This window comes from Corticimicrobacter sp. (genome assembly GCF_040137905.1).
In the GTDB taxonomy this organism is placed as follows: Bacteria; Pseudomonadota; Gammaproteobacteria; order Burkholderiales; family Burkholderiaceae_B; genus Corticimicrobacter.
This window is the reverse complement of the sequence record NZ_JBEFDG010000042.1, coordinates 21,072-45,831: the sequence shown is the minus strand read 5'-3', so window position 1 is coordinate 45,831 and position 24,760 is coordinate 21,072. Positions and strand designations below refer to the sequence as shown.

The 24,760-nt window shown below is 63.3% G+C and carries 24 protein-coding genes, 1 tRNA gene and 1 pseudogene; 14 read left to right on the top strand and 12 right to left on the bottom strand.

Features of this window, described 5'->3' with window-relative positions; translation table 11 throughout:
- Nucleotides 1-13 precede the first annotated feature (13 nt).
- Both ABN482_RS07160 and ABN482_RS07155 read left to right on the top strand, forming a co-directional pair.
- Nucleotides 14-1,150, top strand: a complete 1,137-nt coding sequence (locus ABN482_RS07160) for a M20 family metallopeptidase (RefSeq protein WP_349503338.1) — start codon at nt 14-16, stop codon at nt 1,148-1,150.
- A gap of 100 nt (nt 1,151-1,250) precedes the next feature.
- Entirely contained in the window at nt 1,251-1,871 is a 621-nt protein-coding gene (locus tag ABN482_RS07155) for a glutathione S-transferase family protein (protein WP_349503337.1), read from the top strand.
- A 48-nt stretch (nt 1,872-1,919) separates the two neighbouring features.
- On the opposite strand, the gene ppk2 is transcribed toward ABN482_RS07155, so the two are convergent.
- Nucleotides 1,920-2,873, bottom strand: coding sequence for a polyphosphate kinase 2 (gene ppk2, locus ABN482_RS07150; RefSeq protein WP_349503336.1), 954 nt, complete (start codon nt 2,871-2,873; stop codon nt 1,920-1,922).
- Between the two features lie 226 nt (nt 2,874-3,099).
- Between ppk2 and ABN482_RS07145 the strand changes: the two genes are divergently transcribed.
- From ABN482_RS07145 to ABN482_RS07130, 4 genes are all read left to right on the top strand, one after another.
- Nucleotides 3,100-4,383: a YbfB/YjiJ family MFS transporter gene (locus ABN482_RS07145; RefSeq protein WP_349503335.1), complete on the top strand. Its 1,284-nt coding sequence runs from the start codon at nt 3,100-3,102 to the stop codon at nt 4,381-4,383.
- An 84-nt stretch (nt 4,384-4,467) separates the two neighbouring features.
- A complete protein-coding gene (locus tag ABN482_RS07140) occupies nt 4,468-5,595 on the top strand; it encodes a M20 family metallopeptidase (RefSeq protein ID WP_349503334.1) in 1,128 nt (375 codons plus the stop codon).
- A 3-nt stretch (nt 5,596-5,598) separates the two neighbouring features.
- Nucleotides 5,599-8,469: a phosphoenolpyruvate carboxylase gene (gene ppc, locus ABN482_RS07135; RefSeq protein WP_349503333.1), complete on the top strand. Its 2,871-nt coding sequence runs from the start codon at nt 5,599-5,601 to the stop codon at nt 8,467-8,469.
- Nucleotides 8,470-8,489: 20 nt separating this feature from the next.
- Nucleotides 8,490-9,104, top strand: coding sequence for a GNAT family N-acetyltransferase (locus ABN482_RS07130; protein WP_349503332.1), 615 nt, complete (start codon nt 8,490-8,492; stop codon nt 9,102-9,104).
- Between the two features lie 28 nt (nt 9,105-9,132).
- Here the strand turns inward: ABN482_RS07130 and trhA are convergent, their stop codons facing one another.
- Both trhA and mntR read right to left on the bottom strand, forming a co-directional pair.
- Nucleotides 9,133-9,753 carry a PAQR family membrane homeostasis protein TrhA gene (gene trhA, locus ABN482_RS07125; RefSeq protein WP_349503356.1) on the bottom strand — a complete coding sequence of 207 codons (621 nt, stop codon included), beginning with the start codon at nt 9,751-9,753 and terminating at the stop codon, nt 9,133-9,135.
- Between the two features lie 33 nt (nt 9,754-9,786).
- On the bottom strand, nt 9,787-10,254 hold the full coding sequence (mntR, locus tag ABN482_RS07120) for a manganese-binding transcriptional regulator MntR (protein WP_349503331.1): 468 nt from the start codon (nt 10,252-10,254) through the stop codon (nt 9,787-9,789).
- Nucleotides 10,255-10,454: 200 nt separating this feature from the next.
- Here mntR and ABN482_RS07115 point away from each other — a divergent pair, with 200 nt between their 5' ends.
- From ABN482_RS07115 to ABN482_RS07100, 4 genes are read left to right on the top strand one after another with little or no spacing between them, the layout of a single operon-like run.
- Nucleotides 10,455-11,450 (top strand): metal ABC transporter substrate-binding protein, encoded by a 996-nt coding sequence (locus tag ABN482_RS07115; RefSeq protein ID WP_349503330.1) that lies wholly within the window; start codon nt 10,455-10,457, stop codon nt 11,448-11,450.
- The gene (locus ABN482_RS07110) at nt 11,447-12,352 is read left to right on the top strand and encodes a manganese/iron ABC transporter ATP-binding protein (RefSeq protein ID WP_349503329.1); all 906 of its coding nucleotides are present in this window, start codon (nt 11,447-11,449) and stop codon (nt 12,350-12,352) included. Before ABN482_RS07115 ends, ABN482_RS07110 begins: the two co-directional genes overlap by 4 nt.
- Nucleotides 12,349-13,263: a metal ABC transporter permease gene (locus ABN482_RS07105; RefSeq protein WP_349503328.1), complete on the top strand. Its 915-nt coding sequence runs from the start codon at nt 12,349-12,351 to the stop codon at nt 13,261-13,263. The genes ABN482_RS07110 and ABN482_RS07105 overlap by 4 nt, the downstream gene beginning before the upstream one ends.
- On the top strand, nt 13,260-14,102 hold the full coding sequence (locus ABN482_RS07100; protein ID WP_349503327.1) for a metal ABC transporter permease: 843 nt from the start codon (nt 13,260-13,262) through the stop codon (nt 14,100-14,102). Before ABN482_RS07105 ends, ABN482_RS07100 begins: the two co-directional genes overlap by 4 nt.
- Before the next feature lie 9 nt (nt 14,103-14,111).
- On the opposite strand, the gene ABN482_RS07095 is transcribed toward ABN482_RS07100, so the two are convergent.
- From ABN482_RS07095 to ABN482_RS07070, 6 genes are all read right to left on the bottom strand, one after another.
- Nucleotides 14,112-15,023 (bottom strand): bestrophin family protein, encoded by a 912-nt coding sequence (locus ABN482_RS07095; protein ID WP_349503326.1) that lies wholly within the window; start codon nt 15,021-15,023, stop codon nt 14,112-14,114.
- A gap of 94 nt (nt 15,024-15,117) precedes the next feature.
- Nucleotides 15,118-15,194: transfer RNA gene (locus ABN482_RS07090), tRNA-Pro, on the bottom strand.
- Nucleotides 15,195-15,246: 52 nt separating this feature from the next.
- Entirely contained in the window at nt 15,247-16,173 is a 927-nt protein-coding gene (locus ABN482_RS07085; protein WP_349503355.1) for a polyprenyl synthetase family protein, read from the bottom strand.
- Nucleotides 16,174-16,378: 205 nt separating this feature from the next.
- Nucleotides 16,379-16,816, bottom strand: a complete 438-nt coding sequence (locus tag ABN482_RS07080) for a type II toxin-antitoxin system death-on-curing family toxin (RefSeq protein ID WP_349503325.1) — start codon at nt 16,814-16,816, stop codon at nt 16,379-16,381.
- A gap of 17 nt (nt 16,817-16,833) precedes the next feature.
- On the bottom strand, nt 16,834-17,055 hold the full coding sequence (locus tag ABN482_RS07075; protein ID WP_109061265.1) for an AbrB/MazE/SpoVT family DNA-binding domain-containing protein: 222 nt from the start codon (nt 17,053-17,055) through the stop codon (nt 16,834-16,836).
- Between the two features lie 159 nt (nt 17,056-17,214).
- Nucleotides 17,215-17,814: a nitroreductase family protein gene (locus ABN482_RS07070; protein WP_143858882.1), complete on the bottom strand. Its 600-nt coding sequence runs from the start codon at nt 17,812-17,814 to the stop codon at nt 17,215-17,217.
- A gap of 133 nt (nt 17,815-17,947) precedes the next feature.
- On the opposite strand from ABN482_RS07070, the pseudogene ABN482_RS07065 reads away from it, so the two are divergent.
- Nucleotides 17,948-18,796: pseudogene (locus ABN482_RS07065) on the top strand (LysR family transcriptional regulator); the annotation flags it as partial.
- Nucleotides 18,797-18,833: 37 nt separating this feature from the next.
- On the opposite strand, the gene ABN482_RS07060 reads toward ABN482_RS07065, so the two are convergent.
- Nucleotides 18,834-19,769, bottom strand: a complete 936-nt coding sequence (locus tag ABN482_RS07060) for a LysR substrate-binding domain-containing protein (RefSeq protein ID WP_349503324.1) — start codon at nt 19,767-19,769, stop codon at nt 18,834-18,836.
- A 108-nt stretch (nt 19,770-19,877) separates the two neighbouring features.
- Here ABN482_RS07060 and ABN482_RS07055 point away from each other — a divergent pair, with 108 nt between their 5' ends.
- The 3 genes from ABN482_RS07055 (at nt 19,878) to ABN482_RS07045 (ending at nt 22,032) form a co-directional block, all read left to right on the top strand.
- A complete protein-coding gene (locus ABN482_RS07055) occupies nt 19,878-21,272 on the top strand; it encodes an L-serine ammonia-lyase (RefSeq protein ID WP_349503323.1) in 1,395 nt (464 codons plus the stop codon).
- Between the two features lie 131 nt (nt 21,273-21,403).
- Nucleotides 21,404-21,649 carry a type II toxin-antitoxin system Phd/YefM family antitoxin gene (locus ABN482_RS07050; RefSeq protein ID WP_349503322.1) on the top strand — a complete coding sequence of 82 codons (246 nt, stop codon included), beginning with the start codon at nt 21,404-21,406 and terminating at the stop codon, nt 21,647-21,649.
- Entirely contained in the window at nt 21,646-22,032 is a 387-nt protein-coding gene (locus ABN482_RS07045) for a type II toxin-antitoxin system VapC family toxin (RefSeq protein WP_349503321.1), read from the top strand. The genes ABN482_RS07050 and ABN482_RS07045 overlap by 4 nt, the downstream gene beginning before the upstream one ends.
- Nucleotides 22,033-22,056: 24 nt before the next feature.
- On the opposite strand, the gene ABN482_RS07040 is transcribed toward ABN482_RS07045, so the two are convergent.
- Nucleotides 22,057-23,232 carry a M20 aminoacylase family protein gene (locus ABN482_RS07040; RefSeq protein ID WP_349503320.1) on the bottom strand — a complete coding sequence of 392 codons (1,176 nt, stop codon included), beginning with the start codon at nt 23,230-23,232 and terminating at the stop codon, nt 22,057-22,059.
- 17 nt (nt 23,233-23,249) lie between these two features.
- Nucleotides 23,250-24,749 carry an aldehyde dehydrogenase family protein gene (locus tag ABN482_RS07035; RefSeq protein ID WP_349503319.1) on the bottom strand — a complete coding sequence of 500 codons (1,500 nt, stop codon included), beginning with the start codon at nt 24,747-24,749 and terminating at the stop codon, nt 23,250-23,252.
- Nucleotides 24,750-24,760 lie beyond the last annotated feature (11 nt).

The window sequence follows — 24,760 nt, the reverse complement described above, 5'->3', positions numbered from 1 at the left end:
CCACATACAGACCATGCCTGACACCCACTCCGACACCGCCTCCGCCATCGTCGCCGGCATTCGCCGCTGGATCGAGTGCGAATCCCCCTCGCACGACCGCGCCGCCCTGCTGCAGATGGCCGACATGCTGCTGACCGATGCCCGCAACATGGGCCTGCAGACCACCGCCCGCGACATCGGCATGGAGACGGGACCGCTGCTGCATATCCACAACCGCGCCGCCGGCGATGACCGGCCCGGCATCATGATCCTGGCGCACTACGACACCGTGCATCCGGTCGGCACGCTGGAAAAGAATCCCTGCCGCATCGAGGAAGACCGCTTCTACGGTCCCGGCACCTACGACATGAAGGCCGGCACCTGGCTGGCGCTGACCGCACTGGGCACGCTGGCGCAGCCCGGCAGCAGCGCCCTGCCCATCGATTTCGTGATCGTGCCCGACGAGGAAGTCGGCAGCCACGCATCGCGCGCCCATATCGAGGACTTTGCCCGCCAGGCCCGTTATGTACTGGTCTGCGAACCGGCGCGTGCCGATGGCGGCCGCTGCGTGACCGCCCGCAAGGGCACCGGCTTCATCTATGTCAGCACCCAGGGCCGGCCGGCCCATGCCGGCGTGCAGCACCAGAAGGGCCGCAACGCCATCCAGGAAATGGCCCACCAGATCCTGGCGCTGCAGGCCATGACCGACTACGAGCGTGGCATCACGGTCAGCGTCGGCGTGATCGAAGGCGGCACCACCTCCAACGTGGTGCCCGAGCACTGCCGCATCGAGACTGATTTCCGCATTCCCGACCCCGAGGCCGGCGACATCCTGCGCGCCAGGGTGGAACAGATGAAGGCCGTCGATCCGGACGTGAAGCTGAGCGTCGAGTTCATCCTCAACCGCCCGCCCATGCCGCGTACCGAAGGCACGGCAGCACTGCTGGCGCGTGCCCAGGAATATGCAAGCGCAGCAGGCTTCGACCTGGAAGAGGCACCGATGACCGGTGGCGGCAGCGATGCCAACTTCACCGCTGCGCTGGGCCTGCCCACGCTTGATGGCCTGGGTGCCGACGGCGACGGTGCCCACACACTGTGGGAGCACATCCTCGTCTCGACGCTGCCGGCACGGCTGGATTTCTGGAAGAAAATGCTGCACGCGCTGGATTGAGCGCCATGCCGGGCGGGATCAGTACCGCTCCGGTATGAGCATGTTTTCGATGCCAGGTGACCGGAGTAGCATGGCGGTTTCATTGGCAAGGAGAACAGGCATGAAAATCTGGGGCCGCATCAATTCAAGCAATGTCCGCAAGGTGCTCTGGTGCGCAGAAGAACTGGGGCTGGACTACGAACATATTCCTGCCGGTGGCGAGTTTGGCCTGACCGATACCCCCGAGTATCGGATGCTCAATCCCAACGGCCGGATACCCTGCCTTGAGGACGGTGACTTGGTATTGTGGGAATCGAATGCCATCGTGCGCTATCTGGCCCGCCAGTATGGTGCCGCCCCTTTCTCGCCTGCAGCCGACGTGCGCGCCTGGGCCCGCACCGACAAATGGATGGACTGGACCTCGCTGTCATTCGCCGTGCCATTTCGCGGCATGTTCTGGAATCTGGTGCATATCGCCCCCGAGCAACGCGACCATGCTGCCATTGAAAGCGGAGCAAAAGAATGCGCCCGACTGATGACCATCGCTGACAGTGCTCTGGCAACATCACCCTTTCTGTCAGGTCAGCATATGGGTATCGCGGATATTCCGCTCGGCACACTGGCCTACCTGTGGTTGTCGCTTCCTGTGGAAAGACCTGCCTTGCAGCACCTGGATGCCTGGTATGCGCGACTGTGTGAACGGCCCGCATACCGCAAGGCCGTCATGACGCCGGTGACCTGAGCCACCTGCCGCTCAGATCACGCACTGCGGCTCACTGCCAGGTTCACATCAGTAGCGTTCCGGCACCAGGATATTTTCCGGCACCCGATGGCGGGTATAGCCTCCGTGGCGCTCGCGCTCGGGCAGCACGACCGGCGCACGCTCCACTTCGTGGTAGGGCATCTGTTCCAGCAAGTGCGCAATGCAATTGAGGCGAGCCTTTTTCTTGTCCACCGCCTGCACCACCCACCATGGTGCCTCGGGGATATGGGTACGCTCCAGCATCACTTCCTTGGCACGGGTGTAATCCTCCCAGCGACGCCGCGACTCCAGATCCATGGGGCTGAGCTTCCACTGCTTGAGCGGATCATGGATACGTGCCAGGAAGCGCAGGTGCTGCTCCTCGTCGGTGATCGAGAACCAGTACTTGATGACCTGGATGCCCGAGCGCACCAGCATGCGCTCGAACTCCGGCACGGAGCGGAAAAATTCCTCGTATTCATCATCAGAGCAGAATCCCATGACACGCTCGACCCCGGCGCGGTTGTACCAACTGCGGTCGAACAGCACCATCTCACCGGCAGCCGGCAGGTGCGATACATAACGCTGGAAATACCACTGCGTGCGCTCGCGGTCATTGGGGGCCGGCAAGGCCGCCACGCGGCAGACGCGGGGGTTGAGCCGCTGGGTGATGCGCTTGATCACGCCCCCCTTGCCGGCCGCATCGCGCCCCTCGAAAATAATCACGACCTTGTGGCCGGTATTGACCACCCAGTCCTGCAGCTTGACCAGCTCGCCCTGCAGCCGGAACAGTTCCTGGAAGTAGACGCGGCGGTCGATCTGCGCCTGCAATGAATCGATGGCCAGCGGCTTGCCATCCTCGCCGATGTAGCGATCCTCGAGTTCCATTTCGAACTCTTCGTCGTAGCTGTCGATCAGGTCGAGATGCAGGCGGCGTTCCAGATCATCGGGGTCGTCGATCACGGGGCGGCGGGCAGTACTGGAAACGGCGGAGCGTGTCATGGCATCACCTTCGAAAATAGATATGGTTACATTTAATCATACTATGCCAGATCAAGATGTCGAGCGAATGACATGGAGCGACATCACGGCACCTCCATCGGCGCCCCACTGAACCGCGACCTTCACATTCCCCTTTGCTGAATTTAGGGTGTATCTTCTCTACGAGGCCTTGTTTCCCCTGGCCGGGCGCTTTATCCTGCCACATTGCCCAGACTCCGGTTCTGCTGTGTCCTCCCCTCGCCTGCCTTCGTCCCTGCTGATCGCCCTGACCGGCCTGCTGTCGCTCTCCATCGCCATGGGGATCGGTCGATTTGCCTTTACGCCGGTGCTGCCGATGATGCTGCACGACGGTACGCTGGACCTGCCGACCGGCAGTTGGCTGGCGACCGCCAACTACATCGGCTATCTGCTGGGTGCGCTGCTCTGTGCCGCCAGTCCCTTCTGGCAACGTTATTGGCGAGGTGCTGCATGGCCGCCCGCGCGACTGGTACACACGGGTCTGGCCGCCACCGTAGCCCTGACGCTGGCCATGGCCCTGCCCTGGCCGGATGCCTGGCCGACCTGGCGTTTTCTGTCCGGGATCGCCAGTGCCGTGGTCTTCGTCTTCACCTCGGGCTGGGTCATGGCACAGTTGGCACAGCGCCAGTCCACCCACCTTGGCAGCATGATCTTTGCCGGCCCCGGTGCCGGCATCGCGCTCAGTGGCCTGGCCGTCATGGGCATGGTGCAGCAGCGCTGGCTGGCCAGCAGTGCCTGGATCGCGTTCGGTATCCTGGCACTGCTGCTGACACTGGCCGTCTGGCGCACGCTCGACTCGCCCATGCCCAATGCTGTCTGCCCCCCCTCCAGCCCCTCGGCATCTCCACATAACGAATCGGCGGGACAATCGACCCCGCCCACCGCGCAGCCAGGAGACAACACGGGTGGCACGCTGGAAATCGGCCTGCTGGCAGTGGCCTACGGACTGGCCGGGTTTGGCTACATCATCAGCGCGACCTTCCTGCCGGTCATCGCCCGGACGGTGTTGCCGCCATCGCCCTGGCTCGACATGTTCTGGCCGATTTTCGGCATTTCGGTTTCCGTGGGTGCCTTGCTGGCGACCCAGGCACCCCGCACACTCGATAACCGGCTGGCATTGCTGGTCAACTATCTGCTCCAGGCTGCGGGTGTGCTGCTGTCGATTTTCTGGCAGACCCTGCCGGGGTTCGTATTGAGCAGCATCCTGCTCGGCCTGCCGTTCACATCCATCACGTTTTTCGCGTTGCAGGAAGTCCGCCGCCTGCGGCCAGGCCAGACTGCCAGCCTGCTGGCCCTGATCACCGCCCTGTACGGTATCGGCCAGATCGCCGGCCCCCCCCTGGCGGCAGCACTGGTCGAACACACCGGCGATCTCGCTCGCGGCTTCGACCTGGCGCTGGGCACCGCTGCGGCGACCCTGCTGATAGGGGCCGGGCTGTACTGGCTGATGTTCCGTCGCTGGCCAAGCACGCCCAAACACCCTACTCCGTGAATCCGCTCCGATGGCTGTCACCTGCATCGCAGCCACCGTCTCCCTGAGCACCGCGGCACCGATTTTCTACTATCCTTTACCATCATGACCCATACCACTGCTCTCGACATACTGGCCCACATCCGGCGCTGGACCGAATGCGAATCACCCTCCCAGTCGCTGCAGGCGCTGGGCCGCATGGCCGACCTGATCGTGGCCGATGCCCGCATGCTCGGCCTGCAGGCCGAATTGCACGACATCGGTGCCGAAGCCGGCCCGCTGATCCACATCCACAACCGCGCACCGGGTGACAGCCGTGCCGGCATCATGGTGCTGGCGCACTACGACACCGTACATCCCGTCGGCACGCTGCAGCAGAATCCCTGCCGCATCGAGGGCGACCGTTTCTACGGCCCCGGCACCTACGACATGAAGGCCGGCACCTGGCTGGCCCTGTCGGCACTGGGCACGGTCGCACAAGCCGGCAGCAGTGCGCTGCCCATCGACATGGTGATCGTGCCCGACGAGGAAACCGGCAGTACCGCCTCTCGCTCTCACATCGAAGACTTCGCCCGCCGCGCGCGCTACGCGCTGGTCTGCGAGCCGGCGCGAGCCGACGGCGGCCGCTGCGTGACCGCCCGCAAGGGCACCGGCTTCATCTGGGTCAATACCCATGGTCGCCCTGCCCACGCCGGCGTCCAGCATGACAAGGGGCGCAATGCCATCAAGGAAATGGCGCACCAGATCCTGGCGCTGGAGGCGCTGACCGACTATGCACGCGGCATCACGGTCAGCGTGGGCCTGATCAGCGGCGGCACCACCTCCAATGTGGTGCCCGAGCACTGCCAGGTCGAGGTGGATTTTCGCGTGCCCGATGCGGCTGGCGCAGCCTGGCTCAAGGCGCAGGTCGAAGCGCTGCGTCCCGTCGATCCGGATGTCGCGCTCAAGGTCGAGTTCAAACTCAATCGCCCGCCCATGGACCGTACCGAAGCCACTGCTGCGCTGCTGCACCGCGCCCAGGCCTCGGCCCGCGCAGCCGGTTTCGAGCTGGAAGAAGCACCGCCCACCGGCGGCGGCAGCGACGCCAACTTCACCGCCGCACTCGGCGTGCCGACCCTCGATGGTCTGGGTGCCGACGGCGATGGCGCGCACACCCTGCATGAGCACATTCTCGTCTCGACCCTGCCGGCCCGGCAGGCTTTCTGGAACCATCTGCTGCAGCACCTGGACTGAACCATGAACGAGCAAACACGCTATCTCCCCGCCCCCCAGATCGACTCGGCACTGCGCGACGACATCCGCCTGCTGGGCCGTACCCTGGGCGAAGTGATCCAGGCCTGCGAAGGCAAGGCGGTCTACCAGACCATCGAGACGCTGCGCCGCACCGCCGTCCAGTTGCGCCGCACCAGCCAGCAGGAAGATGCCGCCCTGCTGGAGCAGAAGGTCAAGGCGCTGAAAGCCCCCGGTGCCAATGCCGTGGCCCGCGCGTTCAGCTATTTCCTGCATCTCTACAACATTGCCGAAGACCACAACCAGAAAATCAGCCAACGCCAGACGCAACTGTCCGGCGACGGCCCCCTGCCCGGCAGCCTGCGGCATGTGATCGGCAAGCTGCGCGACCAGGGCATCGGTGCCGGCAAGATCCGCAAGTCGCTGGAACAGGCCTGCCTGGTGCCGGTACTGACGGCACACCCGACCGAAGTACAGCGCAAAAGCACGCTCGATCTGCATCGCCACATCGCGCAAGCCCTGGCGCAACGCGATCTGCCGCTGACGCCCGACGAGCAGCGCGCATCCGACGAAGCCCTCACCGGCTATATCGCCACGCTCTGGCAGACCCGCATGCTGCGCTATTCGCGCCTGACGGTCGGCGATGAAATCGACAATGCCCTGTCGTACTACCGCAGCACCTTCCTGCATGCCATCCCGCGCCTGTATCGCGACCTGTCGCGACTGCTGGACAAGGACGCCGGCTCACCGTTCGGCCCACTACCCAAGCCCGTTGCGGCCTTTCTGCGCATGGGCAGCTGGATCGGCGGCGACCGCGACGGCAATCCCAATGTCGATGCCGGCACCCTGCGCCATGCCCTGCTGCGCCAGGCTACGGTCCTGTTCGAGTATTACCTCAAGGAGTTCTACCTGCTGGGGACCGAGCTGTCGATGTCGACCCTGCTGATCGACGCCTCGCCGGACCTGATGGCCCTGTCCGACGCCAGCGTGGATACCTCGCCGCATCGCGAGGACGAACCCTATCGCCGCGCCCTGATCCAGATCTACGCACGCGTGGCCGCCACGGCGCAAAACCTGACCGGCCAGCCACTGGCCCGCCGCAAGACGGCCCAGGCCGAACCCTATGCCGATCCCGACGAACTGGCCGCCGACCTGCGCACCGTGGCCGACTCGCTGGTGACACATCACGCCACGCCGGTGGCGCGACTGCGCCTGAACCTGCTGCAACATGCCGTCGCCACCTTCGGTTTCCACCTGGCAACCGTTGACCTGCGCCAGAGCTCCGATGTCCACGAGCGCGTACTCGACGAGCTGTTCAGCCGGGCCGGCGTCACACTCGACGGCAAGCCGGTCCGCTACCAAGAACTGGCCGAAGACGACCGCATCCGGCTGCTGCGCAGTGAACTCACGCAGGCACGACCGCTGTCCTCACCCTGGCTGGCCTACAGCGAGGAAACCGCCCGCGAACTGGAAATCCTGCGCGCCGCCGCCGAGGTCCGCAGCCGCTATGGCAAGCTGGCCGTGCGCCAGACCATCGTGTCCCATACCGAAAGCGTCAGCGATCTGCTCGAAGTCATGGTGCTGCAGCAGGAAGCCGGTCTGCTGTCGCATCCCGACCTGCCCATCGAACCCGGCGACGGCCTGATGGTCGTCCCCCTGTTCGAAACCATTCCCGACCTGGAAAACGGCCCGGCCATCATGGCACAGTGGCTCGACTACCCCGAGGTCAAAACGCGCGTGCGCAAGGCCCAATTGGGCGTACAGGAAGTCATGCTGGGCTATTCCGACAGCAACAAGGACGGCGGCTACCTGACCTCGAACTGGTCACTGTATCAGGCCGAACATGCCCTGATCGACGTGTTCAAGGCACGCCGCCTGCGGCTGCGCCTGTTCCACGGCCGGGGCGGCACGGTGGGTCGCGGCGGTGGTTCCACCTACGAGGCCATCCTGGCGCAGCCACCGGGCACCGTCGATGGTCAGATGCGCCTGACCGAGCAGGGCGAAGTCATCCAGAGCAAGTACAAGGACGCCGAAGTCGGCCGCAGCCACCTCGATCTGCTGGTTTCGGCCACGCTCGAAGCCTCGCTGTCGGGACAGGACGGCAACAGCCACCAGGCCGACGACACCTGCCTGAGCACCTACGGCCCGTTGATGGCGCACCTGTCGGCACAGGCCATGCGCAGCTATCGCGGCCTGGTCTACGAAACGGACGGCTTCGAGCGGTATTTCTTCAGTGCCACACCGATCCAGGAGATCTCCGGCCTGAACATCGGATCGCGCCCGGCCTCGCGCAAGAAAAACCCGACCATCAATGACCTGCGGGCCATTCCCTGGGGGTTTTCGTGGGCCCAGTGCCGCCTGCTGCTGCCGGGCTGGTTCGGCGTGGGATCGGCCCTGCATGATTACCTTGAAAATGGCACCAGCGGCCAGCCGCGCAGCCGCAGCGCCCGCCTGGCGCAGTTGCGCGCCATGGCCGCGGAATGGCCGTTTTTCAACACCACCCTGTCCAACATGGAAATGGTGCTCTCCAAGGTCGATCTGCACATTGCGGCGCGCTACGCCGAACTGGTACCCGATGCCAAACTGCGCAAGAATATTTTCGAGCGCATCCGCACCGAGTACGCACTCACCCGCGAAATCCTGCAGGAAATCAACCAGCGCGAACTGCTGGCCGACAACCCGCAACTGGTGGCCTCGCTGCAGGAGCGCTTCGCCTACATCGATCCGCTCAACTACCTGCAGGTCGAAGTGCTGCGCCGTTTCCGGGCCGGCCAGCAACAGCGCAGCCAGGCCAATGCCGTCGCCAACGAGCGCCTGCAGCGTGCCATCCACCTGACCATCAACGGCATCGCCGCCGGCCTGCGCAACACCGGCTGATGCCGCCACGGGGACACACCATGACGCACTGGGTCCAACCCATCACCCTGGCCATGAACGGCCTGCACCTGGAACCGCTGTCGCTGGCCCACGAAACGGGCCTGCGACAGGCGGCCGCCGATGGCGAACTCTGGAACCTGCGCGTCACTTCGGTGCCGCGCCCCGAAGATACTCGCACCTATATCGAAACGGCATTGCTGCAACGCGAGCAAGGCACGCGCTTTGCCTTTGCCGTGATCGACGATGCCAGCGGGCAGGTGCTGGGCAGCAGCAGCTACCACGACATCGTGGCCGATATCCGGCGGCTGGAGATCGGCTACACCTGGTATGCCCGCAGCGTGCAGCGCAGCCACGTCAATACGACGTGCAAGCTGCTGCTGCTGCGCCATGCCTTCGACACGCTGGAGGCCGATGTCGTCGGCTGGCGCACGGACAACTACAACTTCGCCAGCCAGCGGGCCATCGAGCGGCTCGGCGCACGCCGCGACGGCATGATCCGGCATCATGCGCGACGTCGCGACGGCACCATCCGGGATACGGTCATGTACAGCCTGCTGCGCGGAGAATGGCCGGAGGTGCAGGCCCATCTGGTCTATCTGCTGCAAAGCCGCCGCAACACCGGCACGCAGGGCTGATCCGGCCTCTGCGCACCACCAAAACCGGCTACAAGACCACGTAGCCGGCGATCGCCAGAAAGTGCGCCGCACTGCCCGCCAGCACGAACAGATGCCAGATGCCGTGCCAGTGTCGGTAGCGCTCATCGAAAACGAAAAATACGATACCGGCGGTATAGATCGCGCCGCCCGCTGCCAGCCAGGCAAAGCCGGCCTTGCCCAGCCCCAGGGTCAGTGGCCCGAGCGCCAACAACACGACCCAGCCCATGACGGCATAGATCACGATGGACAGAATGCGCGCCGGCGAACGCGGCTTGATATCCTGCAGGATGCCGATCAGCGCCAGCCCCCACACCACGCCGAACAGGCTCCAGCCCCAGGGGCCGCGCAGGGTCACCAGGCAGAACGGCGTGTAGCTGCCGGCAATCAGCAGGTAGATCGAAAAATGATCCAGCTTGCGAAACACATTCTTGGCCCGCCCGCGCACGCTGTGATAGAGCGTGGAGATCAGGTACAGCAGGATCAGCGTGGCACCGTAGATCGATACGCCCACGATGCGCCAGGGATCGCCGGTCAGGCCCGCCATGACCAGCAGCCAAGACACCCCGGCCACGGCCAGTACTGCGCCGGCCAGATGTGTCCAGGCATTGAAACGCTCACCGTAATACATCACGCACTCCCGTGTAAAACCTGCAGCGACCCATCATTCGCCCCTTGCCTGACAGACATCCAGATAGTGGCGGAACGCCGCCAGCGTCGCCTCGCTGACATGGTGCTCCATGCCCTCGGCGTCCCGTCGTGCCGTGTCTTCGTCCACGCCCAGTGCCAGCAGAAACGCCTCGACCAGTTGGTGCCGCTGGCGACTGTACTGCGCCATGGCCTCGCCCTTTTCAGTCAGCAGCGTGCCCTGGTAGGGGCGCAGCACCACATAGCCTTCCACTTCCAGTCTCTTGAGCATCTTGGCCACCGTCGGCTGCGCCACACCCAGCCGTTCGGCAATCTCGACCTGGCGAGCCTGGCCTGCGCTGTGCAGCAGGTCCGAGATCAGTTCGACATAGTCTTCGATGATTTCGAGCCGGTGCGCCTCGCGTACCTGCTGGAACCCCGCCACCTGCAATGTGGGATTCAGCAAACGGGCGACCGTGCGCCGGGAAGGAGGAGTATCTGTCATGCGTAGTGATGCCATACGGGTGAGGCTGCCCAATTATCCCTCATCTCTCGGCCAACAGCGGACATTTGTCGGGATGCAGACAGGGATTTCCGCCAAAAGGCAAGGCGACATTCCATTACCTAACGCACTCTTAGAAAAAAATAATGGACAAAAGTCAATCAATTGCTATACAAAATATATAGCACTAGCTATATTAGAAAATGAAATTTATTCTCGATGAGGTAGTCATGCCCCTGTCCACGCTGCAGCACCCCCCTCGCACGTCCATCCGGGCTGGCCGAATCGGCCAGCGGCTGGCACACATGCTGGCCTGCACGCTCGCCAGCGTCGGGCTGGCCAGCCTGCCCTGGAGCGCGGCACAGGCCCAGCAGGAACAGGACAAGTTCAAGGTCGTGACAACCTTCACCGTGATTGCCGACATGGCCCGCAACGTGGCAGGTGACGCCGCCATCGTCGAATCGATCACCCGCCCTGGTGCGGAAATCCACGAATACCAGCCAACGCCCGGCGACCTCGTACGCGCCCAGGGAGCACAACTGATCCTCTGGAATGGCCTGAACCTGGAACTGTGGTTCGAGAAGTTCTTCTCGCGCCTCAAGAACGTGCCCAGCGCCGTGGTATCCGACGGTATCGAACCAATCGGCATCGGCGAAGGCCCCTACAGCGGCAAACCCAATCCACATGGCTGGATGTCGCCCACCTCGGCGCTGATCTATGTCGACAACATCCGTGATGCCCTGATCAGTCACGACCCCGACCATGCCGATACCTACCGCACCAATGCCGAGGCCTACAAGCAGCAGATCCGCGATGCCATCGCCCCCATCCAAGCCGAACTGGCTGCGCTGCCGGAAGAAAAACGCTGGCTGGTCACCAGCGAAGGGGCTTTCAGTTACCTGGCACGGGATTTCGGCCTGCAGGAGCTCTACCTGTGGCCCATCAATGCCGACCAGCAGGGCACGCCGCAGCAAGTGCGCCGGGTGATCGACGCCGTGCGTGCGCATCATATTCCCGCCGTGTTCAGTGAAAGCACCATCTCCGACGCCCCTGCCCGGCAGGTCGCCCGTGAAACCGGTGCCCACTATGGCGGCGTCCTCTACGTGGACTCGCTCAGCGAACCGTCCGGCCCGGTCCCGACCTATCTTGACCTGCTGCGCGTCACGTCCGACACCATCGCCCAGGGGCTCTCTCGATGAGCCTGGCCTCTTCCCCGACAGCGGCAGGCACGCAGGCACAGGCCGAAGGCCTGGATGTGCGCCATGTCACCGTGACCTATCGCAACGGCCACACGGCGCTGCGGGACGCCTCGTTCGATACCCCGCAGGGCAGCATCACGGCCCTGGTCGGCATCAACGGCAGCGGCAAGTCCACGCTGTTCAAGTCCATCATGGGCCTGCTGCGACTGGGTCGTGGCGAGATCCGCATTCTGGGCCTGTCGGTACAGGAGGCCATGCGCCGCAACCTGGTGGCCTATGTGCCGCAGAGCGAGGAAGTGGACTGGAACTTCCCGGTGCTGGTCGAGGATGTGGTCATGATGGGCCGCTACGGCCACATGGGCTTCATGCGCATTCCACGCCGCGCCGACCGCGATGCGGTCGAGCAGGCGTTGCAGCGCGTCGGCATGCTGGAACTGCGCACGCGCCAGATCGGTGAACTGTCGGGCGGCCAGAAAAAGCGCGTGTTCCTGGCCCGGGCACTGGCCCAGGATGCCCGCGTCATCCTGCTTGACGAACCCTTCACCGGGGTCGATGTGAAGACCGAGGATGCCATTATCGGCCTGCTGCGCACCCTGCGCGACGAAGGCCGGGTCATGCTGGTCTCGACCCACAATCTGGGCAGCGTGCCGGAATTCTGCGACCGTACGGTCCTGGTCAAGGGCACGGTGCTGGCCTGTGGCCCCACCGCCGAGATCTTTACCCGCGCCAATCTCGAACGCACCTTCGGCGGCGTGCTGCGCCACTTCGACCTGCCGCAGGAACATGCGGCAGAAGGCATGGCCGTCGGCATCATGACCGACGACGAGCGCCCCCTGGTACTGCTCGATGGCCGCTATTCGGTACGCGATCCAGCCCCTGGCCCGCAGGAGCCACGCACATGAGTGCCGCCCCGACCCTGTGGCCATACCTGGCCGAGCCATTCGGCTACGCCTACATGGTCAACGCCATGTGGAGCGCGGCGCTGATCGGCGGCGTCTGCGCCTTTCTGTCGTGCTTCCTGATGCTCAAGGGCTGGTCGCTGATCGGCGATGCGCTGTCACACTCCATCGTGCCCGGCGTGGCCGGTGCCTACATGCTGGGCCTGCCCTTTTCGGCGGGTGCTTTTTTTGCAGGGGGGCTGGCGGCCGGTGCCATGGTCTTTCTCAACCAGCACACCCGGCTCAAGGAAGATGTCATCATCGGCCTGATCTTCACAACTTTCTTCGGGCTGGGGCTGTTCATGATTTCCCTGTCGCCCGCCAGCATCAACATCCAGACCATCGTGCTGGGCAATATCCTGGCCGTCACGCCAGGCGACACCCTGCAACTGGTCCTGATCGGCGGCATCACCCTGCTGGTGCTGCTGCTCAAGTGGAAAGACTTCCTGCTGGTCTTTTTCGATGAGACCCACGCACGCAGTTGCGGCCTGCCGGTCACCACGCTCAAGATCCTGTTCTTTGCCCTGCTGTCGGCCTGCGCCGTGGCCGCCATGCAGACCGTGGGGGCCTTCCTGGTGATTGCCCTGATCGTTACCCCGGGTGCCACGGCCTATCTGCTCAGCGACCGATTCGGGCGCGTGGTCGCACTGGCCGTGGCCATCGGCAGCCTGTCCAGCTTTGTGGGCGTCTACGCCAGCTACTACATCGATGGGGCCACCGGGGCCATTATCGTCCTGCTGCAGACGCTGCTGTTCCTGGCGGCCTTTTTCTGGGCCCCCCGCCATGGCCTGATCGCCGCCCGGCGTCGCGCCCGGCTGGCTTCGCTGCCACTGGCTGCCGCCGATACCCAGGCAGGAGGCCAGGCCACGCCATGATGATCCTGGACATGATGTTCGCGCCGCTGCAATTCGACTTCATGCGCTCGGCCCTGCTGATCGCCGCCATCGTGGCGGTCCCGGCCGCGCTGCTGTCCTGCTACCTGGTGCTCAAGGGCTGGGCGCTGCTGGGCGATGCCATCTCGCACGCGGTTTTTCCCGGCGTGGTGCTGGCCTACATGCTGGGCCTGCCCTATGCCGTCGGAGCCTTCGTGGCCGGCATGTGCTGCGCCCTGGGCACCGGCTACCTGCAGGCCAACAGCCGGGTCAAGCAGGACACCGTCATGGGCGTGGTATTTTCCGGCATGTTTGCGCTGGGCCTGCTGCTGTATGTTTGGATCCGCAGTGACGTACACCTGGACCATATCCTGTTCGGCGACCTGCTGGGCATCACCGCCCGCGATATCTGGGAAAGCGGCGCCATCGCCGGCACAATCAGCCTGTGGATCATCCTCAAGTGGCGCGACCTGCTGCTGCACACATTCGATCCCATGCAGGCACGTACCACGGGGCTGCGGACCGGCCTGCTGCACTACGGCCTGCTGGCGGCGGTATCGCTGTCGGTTGTCGGGGCCCTCAAGGCAGTCGGGCTGGTCCTGTCCATTGCCCTGCTGATTGCACCGGGTGCGATTGCCTTCCTGCTCACACGCAGCTTTGGCCGCATGCTGCTGGTGGCGACCGGTGTGGCCGTCTCGGCCTCGGTGGCCGGCGTCTACCTGAGCTTCTTCCTGGACAGTGCGCCAGCCGCCACCATCGTATTGCTGCTGTCCATCGTGTTTATCAGTGTACTGGTAGCGCAAGCGCTGCTGAAAGACAAATCGCCCGCGCATCACGGCTAGCGGCAGGCTTCAGCTCAACACATAGTCCCTGGCAACCGGCTGCCGGGTACGGGGCGGTTCGCCAATCATTTCAAACAGAGTGGCCTCGATCGTATGTGACATCCCGTCCAGGGCGAGGTCATTGGCTTCCAGTCCAAACGGGTCTTCGATCTCTGCGCCCAGTGCCTCCAGCGCGAAAAAGGTGTACGCGATGAAACAGACGATCACCGGCGTCATGAGCCCGATGGCATCCAGCAGTCCAAACGGCAGCCAGAAGCAATAGAGATAGATGCACCGGTGAATCAGCACCGAATAGGTAAAGGGGATCGGCGTACCGGCAATCCGTTCACACCCGCCCAGCGCCGTACTCAATTGCCCAAGGGTAGACTCGAAGGCCGGAGCCAGCGGCACGGCCACCTCGCCGGCACGCAGCCGGTCCCGCAGCCATTCGCTCGCCATCAGGAGCGCGATGGCCGGTTTGTAGATCGCCTTGCCCATCCTCTCGGCTTCTGGTGGCGAGAGAAACAGGCGCACATCCGGCATGGCATCCGTCCCCCGCAACTGATGCTTGAGCGTATGCACAAACACGCTGAGGTCGTTGACCAATGCCTTGGCATGCTCCGGACGGGTATTGAGCGACAACGCCTGGCGTACCAGTGACCGCGTATCGTTGAGCACCTGCCCCCACAGGGAGCGGGCTTCCCAATAGCGGGCATAGCTGGTGCTGTTGCGAAACCCCAGGAAAATGGCCAGCGTCACACCGATCAGGGAAAACGGCACGAAGTTGAGGGAAACCTTCCAATCCAGCACCTGCCCATGGACAAAGGTCACCAGTACCGCAAACAGGGTAGTCGCAATCAACTGTGGCGCGATGGCCGACAACACCGAGCCACGCAAGACAAACAGCATTCGCAGCCAATGCAGCCGCGGCCGGATAATCATGAGGATATCCTCAGACGATTTTTTTGCCTGGACACGCCAGGGGCCTCAATGCAAAAAAGTCAGACTAGTTTCCTAGTCTGACTTTTTTCAATCCTGGTCGGGGTGAGAGGATTCGAACCTCCGACTCCTACGTCCCGAACGTAGTACTCTACCAGGCTGAGCTACACCCCGTCGCGGGCTTCGGAAACCAGTCGCGCAAAAGCTGTTTTAGGGCTTTTTTTGCTTACCGATCTCTTTCCACTGCGAAAGCGCAAAAGTTTAACAGAGATTCCTTGAAAATGGAAGCGGGAAACAAATCGAGTGCGCGACGCGCCGTTTCCGCTTCAGCCAGGGCCGCCTTGCGGGCATGCTCGAGCGCATCCGAAGCATGGATCGTGCGGGCGATCAGGTCGAAGTCTGCCTCGCCGGTACGGATGGCCTCACGCACCAGTTCTCGCTGTTCCGGCGTGCCGGTTTCCATGATGCGGATCAGTGGCAGCGTGGGCTTGCCTTCGCGCAGGTCATCGCCCACATTCTTGCCCAATGCACCGGCATCGCCGCTGTAATCGAGGATATCGTCCACCAGTTGGAAGGCAGTGCCGATATGGCGACCGTAGGCAGCGGCCGCCTCTTCCTGTTCGGGCGTGGCACCGGCCAGCACCGCACCGACCTGGGCGGCCGCCTCGAACAGCTTGGCGGTCTTGTAGCGCACCACTTCCATGTAGCGCGCCTCGGTCACGTCCGGATCATGCACATTGAGCAACTGCAGCACCTCTCCCTCGGCAATGACCGTGGTGGCACCGGAGAGAATGGCCATCACGCGCATCGAGTCGGCCTGCACCATCATCTCGAACGAGCGAGAATACAGATAATCGCCCACCAGCACGCTGGCGGCATTGCCGAACACCGCATTGGCGGTATCTCGCCCGCGACGCAGGTCGGATTCATCGACCACGTCGTCATGCAGCAACGTAGCCGTGTGGATGAATTCAACCACGGCAGCCAGCAGGTGATGATGATCCCCCCTGTAGCCCAGCGCCCGCGCCACCATCAGCAGCATGGCCGGACGCATGCGCTTGCCGCCCGCGCCGATGATGTAGTCGGCAATCGTGCGGATCAGCACCACATGGGAATCAAGCCGGGAGCGAATGACGGCATCCATCGCCTTCATGTCGTCGGCTACGCAGGCAAGCAGATTAGGGGAAGGTTTCAACGCAGATCCAGCGAAAAAAGCCGTCGCGTCCTGTTTGCATCAGGCCTCGCGACAAGCCAGGTCATCGGGTCATCCGCACGCCGGGGGCAATGCGGGTACATGGCTGCATGCCTGCTATCGGAGCCAGGCAAGGTAAGGGCGATTATACGGCAGCAACATCGATTTACATCTGGTTGGAGCCATACAAAGCAGAAGGCTCATGCAGACGGTCGCCTGCTGCAGCCACAATCCTGACCCTCAGCCATCCAGCAAAGTCAGCCTCGGCCAACGTACCATCGGCCAGACCAATATATTGCGGATAAAGCTCCAGGTCATCTGCCTGTAGCAAACCACCATTCAACTCGATGAAAACTTCACATATCACTGCTGCGGTACGTTTGTTGCCATCGGCAAATGGATGATTGCACGCCATGCCGAAGGCAAGGCTGGCAGCCAGTTCGGCTAGGTCCGGAGGGGGATTGCCATAAGCATATCGTTGCTGCGGACGCGCCAGCGCAGAATCCAGCAGGTTTTCATCACGCACGCCTGCCACCCCGCCATGTTCGGCAAGCTGCCGGTCATGAATTGCCAAGGCCAGTGCCTTGCTTATCCAGATAATCATGACTGCCTCCCTCGACCTTACTGGGCCAGTTTGTGCAGCAATGCCTTGCGCTTGCGCATCACTTCTTCCGCCACCGCCATTTGTGCCGCCAGCGTAGGGTCATAGGCAGTCAGGCGGATGCCGTCGGGGGTTTCGATGGCGAACAGTTCATCGCCCTTTTCCAGACGCAGGCGCGTCAGCAGTTCCTTGGGCAGGATGACGCCGGCAGAGTTGCCAACGGCGGTGATCTTGAGTTTCATGGTGACCTCCATCAGGTTATAACCAATGTTATCACTTAATCGGTGGAACAGATTTTCATCTTGCCGGCCCCCGCAGAAAAAACAGCCCCGCAGGCAATACCTGCAGGGCTGTCGAATATGAGGCGTCCTGCCCTGGCAGCGGCCTGGCCGCTGCCCCGATCAGGCGAACACGCGGAAGCGTTGCTCGTCGTCGATGAAGCTCTTTTCGCCGAAACCACCTTCGTGCGAGCCGAAGGGCATCTGCGCGCGCAGCTTCCAGCTGGCGGGGATATTCCACTCGGCAGCGGCCGCAGCATCAGGCAGCGGGTTGTAATGCTGCAGGCTGGCACCGATATTGGCTTCTGCCAGTGCATTCCAGACTGCGAACTGGGCCATACCGCCCGACTGTTCGGACCAGATCGGGAAGTTGTCGGCATAGGCGGCAAACTGCTTCTGCAGGCCGGCGACCACGTCCTGATCTTCATAGAACAGCACCGTACCGGCACCAGCTGCAAAGCTGTTGATCTTGGCTTCGGTGGCGGGGAAGGCATCTGCCGGCACGATCTTGCGCAGCGCGTCCTTGACGAAGCCCCAGAACTTGTCGCTTTGGGCACCGAACAGGATCACGACACGCGAGCTTTGCGAATTGAAGGACGACGGCGTATGGCGCACGGCCTCCTGAATCAGGGCAGTGGCATCCTGCTGCGACAGCGGCAGGTTCTTGCCCAGCGCGTATTGGGTGCGGCGCTTCTTGATGGTGTCGATGAACGAACGGCTCATGCTGAAAATTCCTTGGTGTGATGTGTTGGCGGATACCAATACGGCATGGAGCAACTATATACCAACCAAAAACAGAACATAATCTGATTTTGTGGATAATATATTTCCATAAACAGAACAATCAGGAGCCATCATGCATCCGGCAGACCTTGATGCCAATGACCTGCTGCTGTTCCAGCGGGTCGCCGAAACCGGCAGCCTCAGCCGTGCGGCAGAGCGGAGCGGACTGCCGCGCTCGTATGTGTCACGCCATCTGTCGGCTCTGGAGGCACGCCTGGGCGAACGGCTGTTCCATCGCAGCACGCGCAAGCTCGCCCTGACCGACTTCGGTGCCGGCCTGCTGGAGCACACCCGCGACCTGAGCGACAGCATGGCGCAGATCGACAGCTACGTCGCCTCGCGCAGCGGCCTGCCGAGTGGACGACTGCGGATCTCGATGCCGCCGGACTTTGCCGACCAGGCACTGCCAGCCGCCTTCTTCCCCGACTTCATGGCGCGCTTTCCGGGCATCCGGCTGGAGCTCGACCTGTCGGCCCGGCAGGTGGACATCATCGGCGAACAGTTCGACCTGGCCATCCGTGCAAGTCGCAACGGTACCTTGCCCGACGATGCCAGTCTGGTCGCCCGTCCCCTTTTCCCACATCGCTGGGCGGCCTATGCCAGCGCCGGCTACCTGCAACGCCAGGGCACGCCACACCATCCCGCGATGCTGGAACAGCATGAGGTGCTGGCACTCAGTTCCACGTCGGGGCGACCACGCACCTGGGCGCTACAGCACAAAGACACCGGTGAACAATGGCGCGGCCTGCCGCCCACCCGCTTCCAGTGCAATTCGCTGCGGCTGCTGCTGCACATGGCCCTGCGCCACCAGGGCATCGTCCTGCTGGGCCGCCACCATGCCCAGGACGCGCTGGCCCGGGGCACGCTGCAGCGCATCCTTCCGGGCTGGGAAACCACGCCTTCCCAGACCTGGCTGGTCATGCCCGGCCGCCGACTGGTTCCTGCCGGCGTGCGGGTTTTCATAGAGGCGCTGCAGGCGGCTGTGCCTGATGCAGCAGCCAGTCATGCACTGCCCGGATCCGGCGATCATCCAGCGCCCCCGACGGATACACAATCCCGTAACGCTTGCCCGTCGACACCCGGCGATTGAAGGGCTCGACCAGCACACCACTGGCCAGCTCGTCGGTGGTCAGCGCACGCCGCGCAATGGCCACCCCCATGCCGGCGATGGCAGCCCCAATGGTCAGGTGATTGCGGTTGAACATGTAGCCGCGTCGTACATCCACATCGGCCGCACCGATCTGGCGCAGGTACTGCTCCCATTCTGCATACGGCTGGCTGCCGCGCCAAGCGGTCATGTCATGCAGCAGCGGGAAATGCCTGAGATCGGACGGCTCGGTGAGCGAGGACCCCCGCTCCAGCAACGCCGGCGCGCAGACCGGGAAAATATCCTCTTCCATCATCAGCGAAATCTCGAAGCCCGGATACACCCCGTCATTCAGGTCTATCGCCAGATCGAACAGGCCCGGCAGCAGCGCCTGGGCGCTGTCTTCCGCCTCGATCCGCAATTCGATCTGCGGATAGCGCCGCTGGAAATCAGGCAACCTCGGCACCAGCCATTTGGTCAGGAAGGAAGGCACGGCCCGCAGCCGTACGATCCCGCTGAGATGGCCACCATACAGGCGATGGATTTCCAGATCGACCGCGCCATAGGAAGCCTCGACCACCGGCAGCAGGCGTCGCCCTTCTTCGGTCAGCGCCAGGCTGCGGGGCAGGCGCCGGAACAACCGAAAGCCCAGCCATTCTTCCAGTTGGCGGATCTGCTGGCTGACCGCCCCCGTCGTGACATGCAAGGCATCAGCCGCCTGGGTAAAGGACAACAGCCTGCCACAGACCAGGAACACCTTGAGCCGGGCATGGATCTGCCCTGGTATTTCGCGCCTATCGTTTAGCATTTCTAAACCCAATCCAGAATTCACGCATTGAATCGCGCAGCATTTCCGATAGGATACCCTCATATCTACAAAATAACTGAAGCATCGCTTCCACCTACAGAGATTCAAATGTCCTTCATCAGCGTGCTCGACCTCTTCAAGATCGGCCTTGGCCCTTCCAGTTCGCACACCACCGGTCCGATGCTGGCCGGTCTGACTTTCCTGTCCGCACTGCCCCAGGCCGGACACGCCAGAGAGCAGGTGCGACGCCTGGAAATCCGTCTCTACGGTTCGCTCAGCGCCACCGGCATCGGCCACGCCACCGACCGTGCCGTGGTGGCCGGTCTGTGCGGCTTCGATCCCGCCACCGCCGATCCCGACCAGATGCAGGCCACGCTGGACACGGTGCGTCACGATGCCAGCCTGCCGCTGGGCGGCGTACATGCCGTGCCCTTCGAGTGGTCCCGCGACCTGCGACTGCTGCCGGTTTCCCTGCCCTACCACCCCAATGCGCTGCGCATCACGGCCTACGGTGAAGGTGCCGTACTGCTCGAAAAGACCTATTACTCGACCGGCGGCGGCTTCATTACCGACGCAGACAGCCTGCATGATGGAGCCCAGGAAGACGACGGCCCGGACATTCCTTACCCTTTTGCCTCCGCGCGCGAACTGCTGGCGCTCTGCGAGCAGCATGACCTGGATATCGCCGGGATCATGATGGCCAACGAAAATGCCCTGCGCCCGGAAGCGGAAACCCGCGCAGCCCTGCTGGCGCGCTGGCAGGTCATGCAGGCCTGCGTGGCACGCGGCCTGCGCAAGGACGGCATCCTGCCCGGCGGCCTGGAAGTACCGCGACGCGCACCAGGCCTGCATCGCAAGCTGCTGGCCGCCGAAGCCGGCGCAAACCAGGGCGGCAGGCACACGGCCCTGTTCGGCGAGATGGACTGGGTCAACCTGTACGCCCTGGCGGTCAACGAGGAAAATGCCAGCGGCGGCCGGGTCGTGACAGCCCCCACCAATGGTGCCTCCGGCATCATTCCGGCCGTGCTGCATTTCCATGTACGACATCACCCGGATTGCCCGACAGACGATATCGTCCGTTTCCTGCTCACGGCAGGCGCGGTCGGTGTGCTGTGCAAGCGCAATGCCTCGATCTCGGGTGCGGAAGTGGGCTGCCAGGGAGAAGTCGGCGTGGCCTGCGCCATGGCCTCGGCAGGACTGGCCGCGCTGATGGGAGGCACACCGCGACAGGTTGAAAATGCAGCGGAAATCGGCCTGGAGCACAACCTGGGCCTGACCTGCGATCCGGTGGGCGGACTGGTGCAGGTGCCCTGTATCGAACGCAATGCGATCGCCTCGGTCAAGGCCATCAACGCTGCGCGCATGGCCCTGCATGGCGATGGCCGCCACCTGATTTCGCTGGATCAGGCCATCCGCACCCTGCGCGATACCGGGCGCGACATGCTGACCAAGTACAAGGAAACGTCCGAGGGCGGCCTGGCCGTCAGCTACGTGGAGTGCTGAGCAATTGCCGTACTCCATACATGGATAGCCTGGCCGTTGATGAGACTGATGACTCGCTGGTTAGATTTTGACAACTAACATTAGCCAGACTAGACTAAGGCACACCTATCATCCGCTGCCAGGAGGCCTCCATGCACACTGTCAATATGCTTGAAGCCAAGACATCCCTGTCTCGTCTGGTGCAGGCTGTAGAAGAAGGGCATGAGCGCGAAATCATTATCTCGCGCAATGGACGTCCGGCAGCGCGGCTTGTGCCAATCCGGGACGTACCCGTACAGCGCCGCATCGGTATTGCCAAGGGCCACATCACCATCCCTGACGATATTGATGCTCACAACGATGACGTGGCCGCACTCTTCAATGGGCTAACCCCATGAATATCCTGCTGGATACACACATCGCGCTATGGGCCATTGGCGACAGTCCTAAATTGCCAGCAATGGCCAGAGACCTCATCCTGACACCCACAAACCAGCTCTGGGTCAGTGCCGCCAGTCTCTGGGAAATCACCATCAAGCATGCGCTCGGTAGAGGCGACATGCCTGTGTCAGGCAAACAGGCGCTGGACTATTTTCAACAGTCCGGCTATCGCCTGCTTCCCATCACGGCGGAACACACCATCGAAGTCGGCACATTGCCACTACACCACCAAGACCCTTTTGATCGGATCCTGGTGGCACAGGCGCTTTCCGAGCCACTACGCCTGCTGACGCACGACACCAAAGTCGCAGCGTACAGCAGCACCATCATTCTGGTCTGAAAGCGCTGCCTACAGCAATGCGCATCACGCCTTTGGCAGCTTGCCGTCGCGCAGCAATCCCAGCGTCAGTTCCACCCAGTAACGTACGCCCAGCGGCAGCAGCCGGTCGTTGAAATCGTACTTGGGATTGTGCAGCGAAGCGCTGTCTTCGCCATTGCCCATCCAGATATACACACCCGGGCAGGCCTGCGACATGAAGGCAAAGTCTTCCGAAGCCATGCTGGGCGGCAGATCGCGACGCACGCTGTTGGCCCCCAGCAAGTCCGTCAACACGCCGGCACACACTTCGGCATGCTCAGGGGTGTTGATGGTGGCGGGATAGCTGGCACGGTAATCCAGTTCGACCTCCAGCCCGTGCAGCGTGGCCGTGGCCGCTACCGCATCGCGAAAGCGCTGCTCGATGCGAGCACGCTGCTCCATGTCGAAGCAGCGCATCGTACCGCGCAGCTTGATCTGCTCGGGCATGACATTGAAGGTATCGCCACCGTTGATGCTGGTCACGCTCAGCACCGCCGGCTTGTGGACTTCCTGCTCACGGCTGATCAGCGCCGGCAACTGGGTCACGAGCTGGCAGGCGGCCAGCAGCGTGTCCTTGCCCAGATGCGGCATGGCCGCATGGCAGCCCTTGCCCGTCAGGGTCAGGCTGAACACATCGAACGCCGCCATGACCGGACCGGCATGGACGGCTGCCGTGCCGACCGGCAGACCGGGCCAGTTGTGCATGCTGTAGACCGCCTGCATCGGAAACTGCTTGAACAGGCCATCCTCGATCATGGCGCGGGCACCACCCTCGTTTTCCTCGGCGGGCTGGAAGATGAAATGCACCGTACCGGCAAAATCCGGATTCGAGGCCAGCGCCCGGGCACCGCCCAGCAGCATGGTAGTGTGACCATCATGTCCGCAGGCATGCATGCGACCGGGATTCTGCGAGGCATGCGGCACCGCGTTCAGCTCGGTCACATGCAGCGCATCGATGTCGGCGCGCAGACCGATGGACGGCCCCTCGCCACGGGCACCGCGCAGCACTGCCACTACACCGGTACCAGCCAGGCCCTCATGCACTTCCAGGCCCCAGCTGCGCAGCAGTTCAGCCACGCGCGCGCTGGTGCGGTGTTCTTCGAAAGCCGTCTCGGGATGCTGGTGAAAATCATGGCGCCAGCCTTTCAGTTCATCCAGATGCGGCCAAATTGTCGTACTCATATCCTTTTCCTTGCTGCTTACAGATAACCGAACGGTGCCGCAGGTTCGGCAGCCGTCTCGACCCAGACACTCTTGAGCTGAGTATATTCCTTGAGCGCGTCCAGACCGCTAGAACGGCCATAGCCGCTCTGGCGGTAGCCCCCAAAGGGCGAAGCCACGTTGATGGTCTTGTAGCCATTGACCCAGAAAGTTCCTGCCTGCACCTGCGCCGCTACCCGATGGGCACGGCCGACATCACGCGTCCAGACCGCGCCGGCCAGGCCGAAGCGGCTGTCATTGGCGATCTCGATGGCTTCCTGCTCGGTGTCGAACGGAATCACCGCCACCACCGGGCCGAAGATCTCGTTCTGCGCCACGTCCATGCGATTGTTCACGCCGGTCAGCACGGTGGGCGACACAAAGTAGCCGGTATCGCCCGGCTCGGCGCTGCCCAGAGCCAGCGTGGCCCCTTCCGCAAGCGCGGCGGTGATGCAATTGCGCACATGCTGGAACTGACGCTGATTGCAGATCGGGCCGACTTCGGTCGTCGCTTCGAGCGGATCGCCGACACGCAGGCGTCCGGCACCGTTGATCAGCTTTTCCACCAGCTTGTCATGCACCGTGCGCTGTACCAGCAGACGCGAGCCCGACACGCAGCTCTGGCCGGCACCGGAGAAAATGGCCGCCTGCGCACCCAGGCAGGCGCGATCCAGGTCGGCATCGTCGAACACGATATTGGCCGACTTACCGCCCAGTTCCAGCACGCACGGCACCAGGTGCTCGGCCGACAGCGCAGCAATGCGCGCGCCGGTCGGCACCGAGCCGACGAAAACCACCTTGCCGACCTGCGCCGTCTCAAGCGCAGCCGGAGCGATCGTCTGGCCATAGCCGGCCAGCACATTGACCAGCCCGGCCGGCACGCCTGCCTGCACGGCAATGGCGGCCAGTGCCAGCGAGCTGAACGGCGTCAGTTCCGACGGTTTGAGCACCACGCCATTGCCGGTGGCGATGGCCGGCGCAATCTGCCAGCCGGCCGTGAAGACCGGCGCATTCCAGGGCGTGATCTGCAACACTACGCCGATGGGCTCGCGGCGCGTGTAGTTGAGATGGCCGCTGGGCACAGGGATCACGTCACCGTACAGCTTGTCGGTCCAGCCTGCGTAGTATTCGAACATCTCCGCCACGCGCAGCGCCTCGCCACGACAATCGCGGATCGGCTTGCCGCTGGTCAGCGACTCGAGCAGTGCCAGCGGCTCGGCCTGGGCGCGCACGGCCTGGCCCACTGCGTACATCACGCGGCCGCGCTGGGCATGCGACAGTGCCCACCACTCGCGCTGGCCCTGACGTGCGGCCTCGACGGAGGCCTGTGCCACGGCGGCACCGGCATCGGCGTAGCGCAGCGTTTCCTCGCCGGTTGCAGCGTTGCGCAGCACGACTTCGTCGCCCTGCCCCACCAGCAGGCTGCCGCCTACATACGAACCCACGGTCTGTGCATCCGGGAAGAACACACGGAAAGCCTGCAGAATACGATCTTTCATCTCTTGCTCCT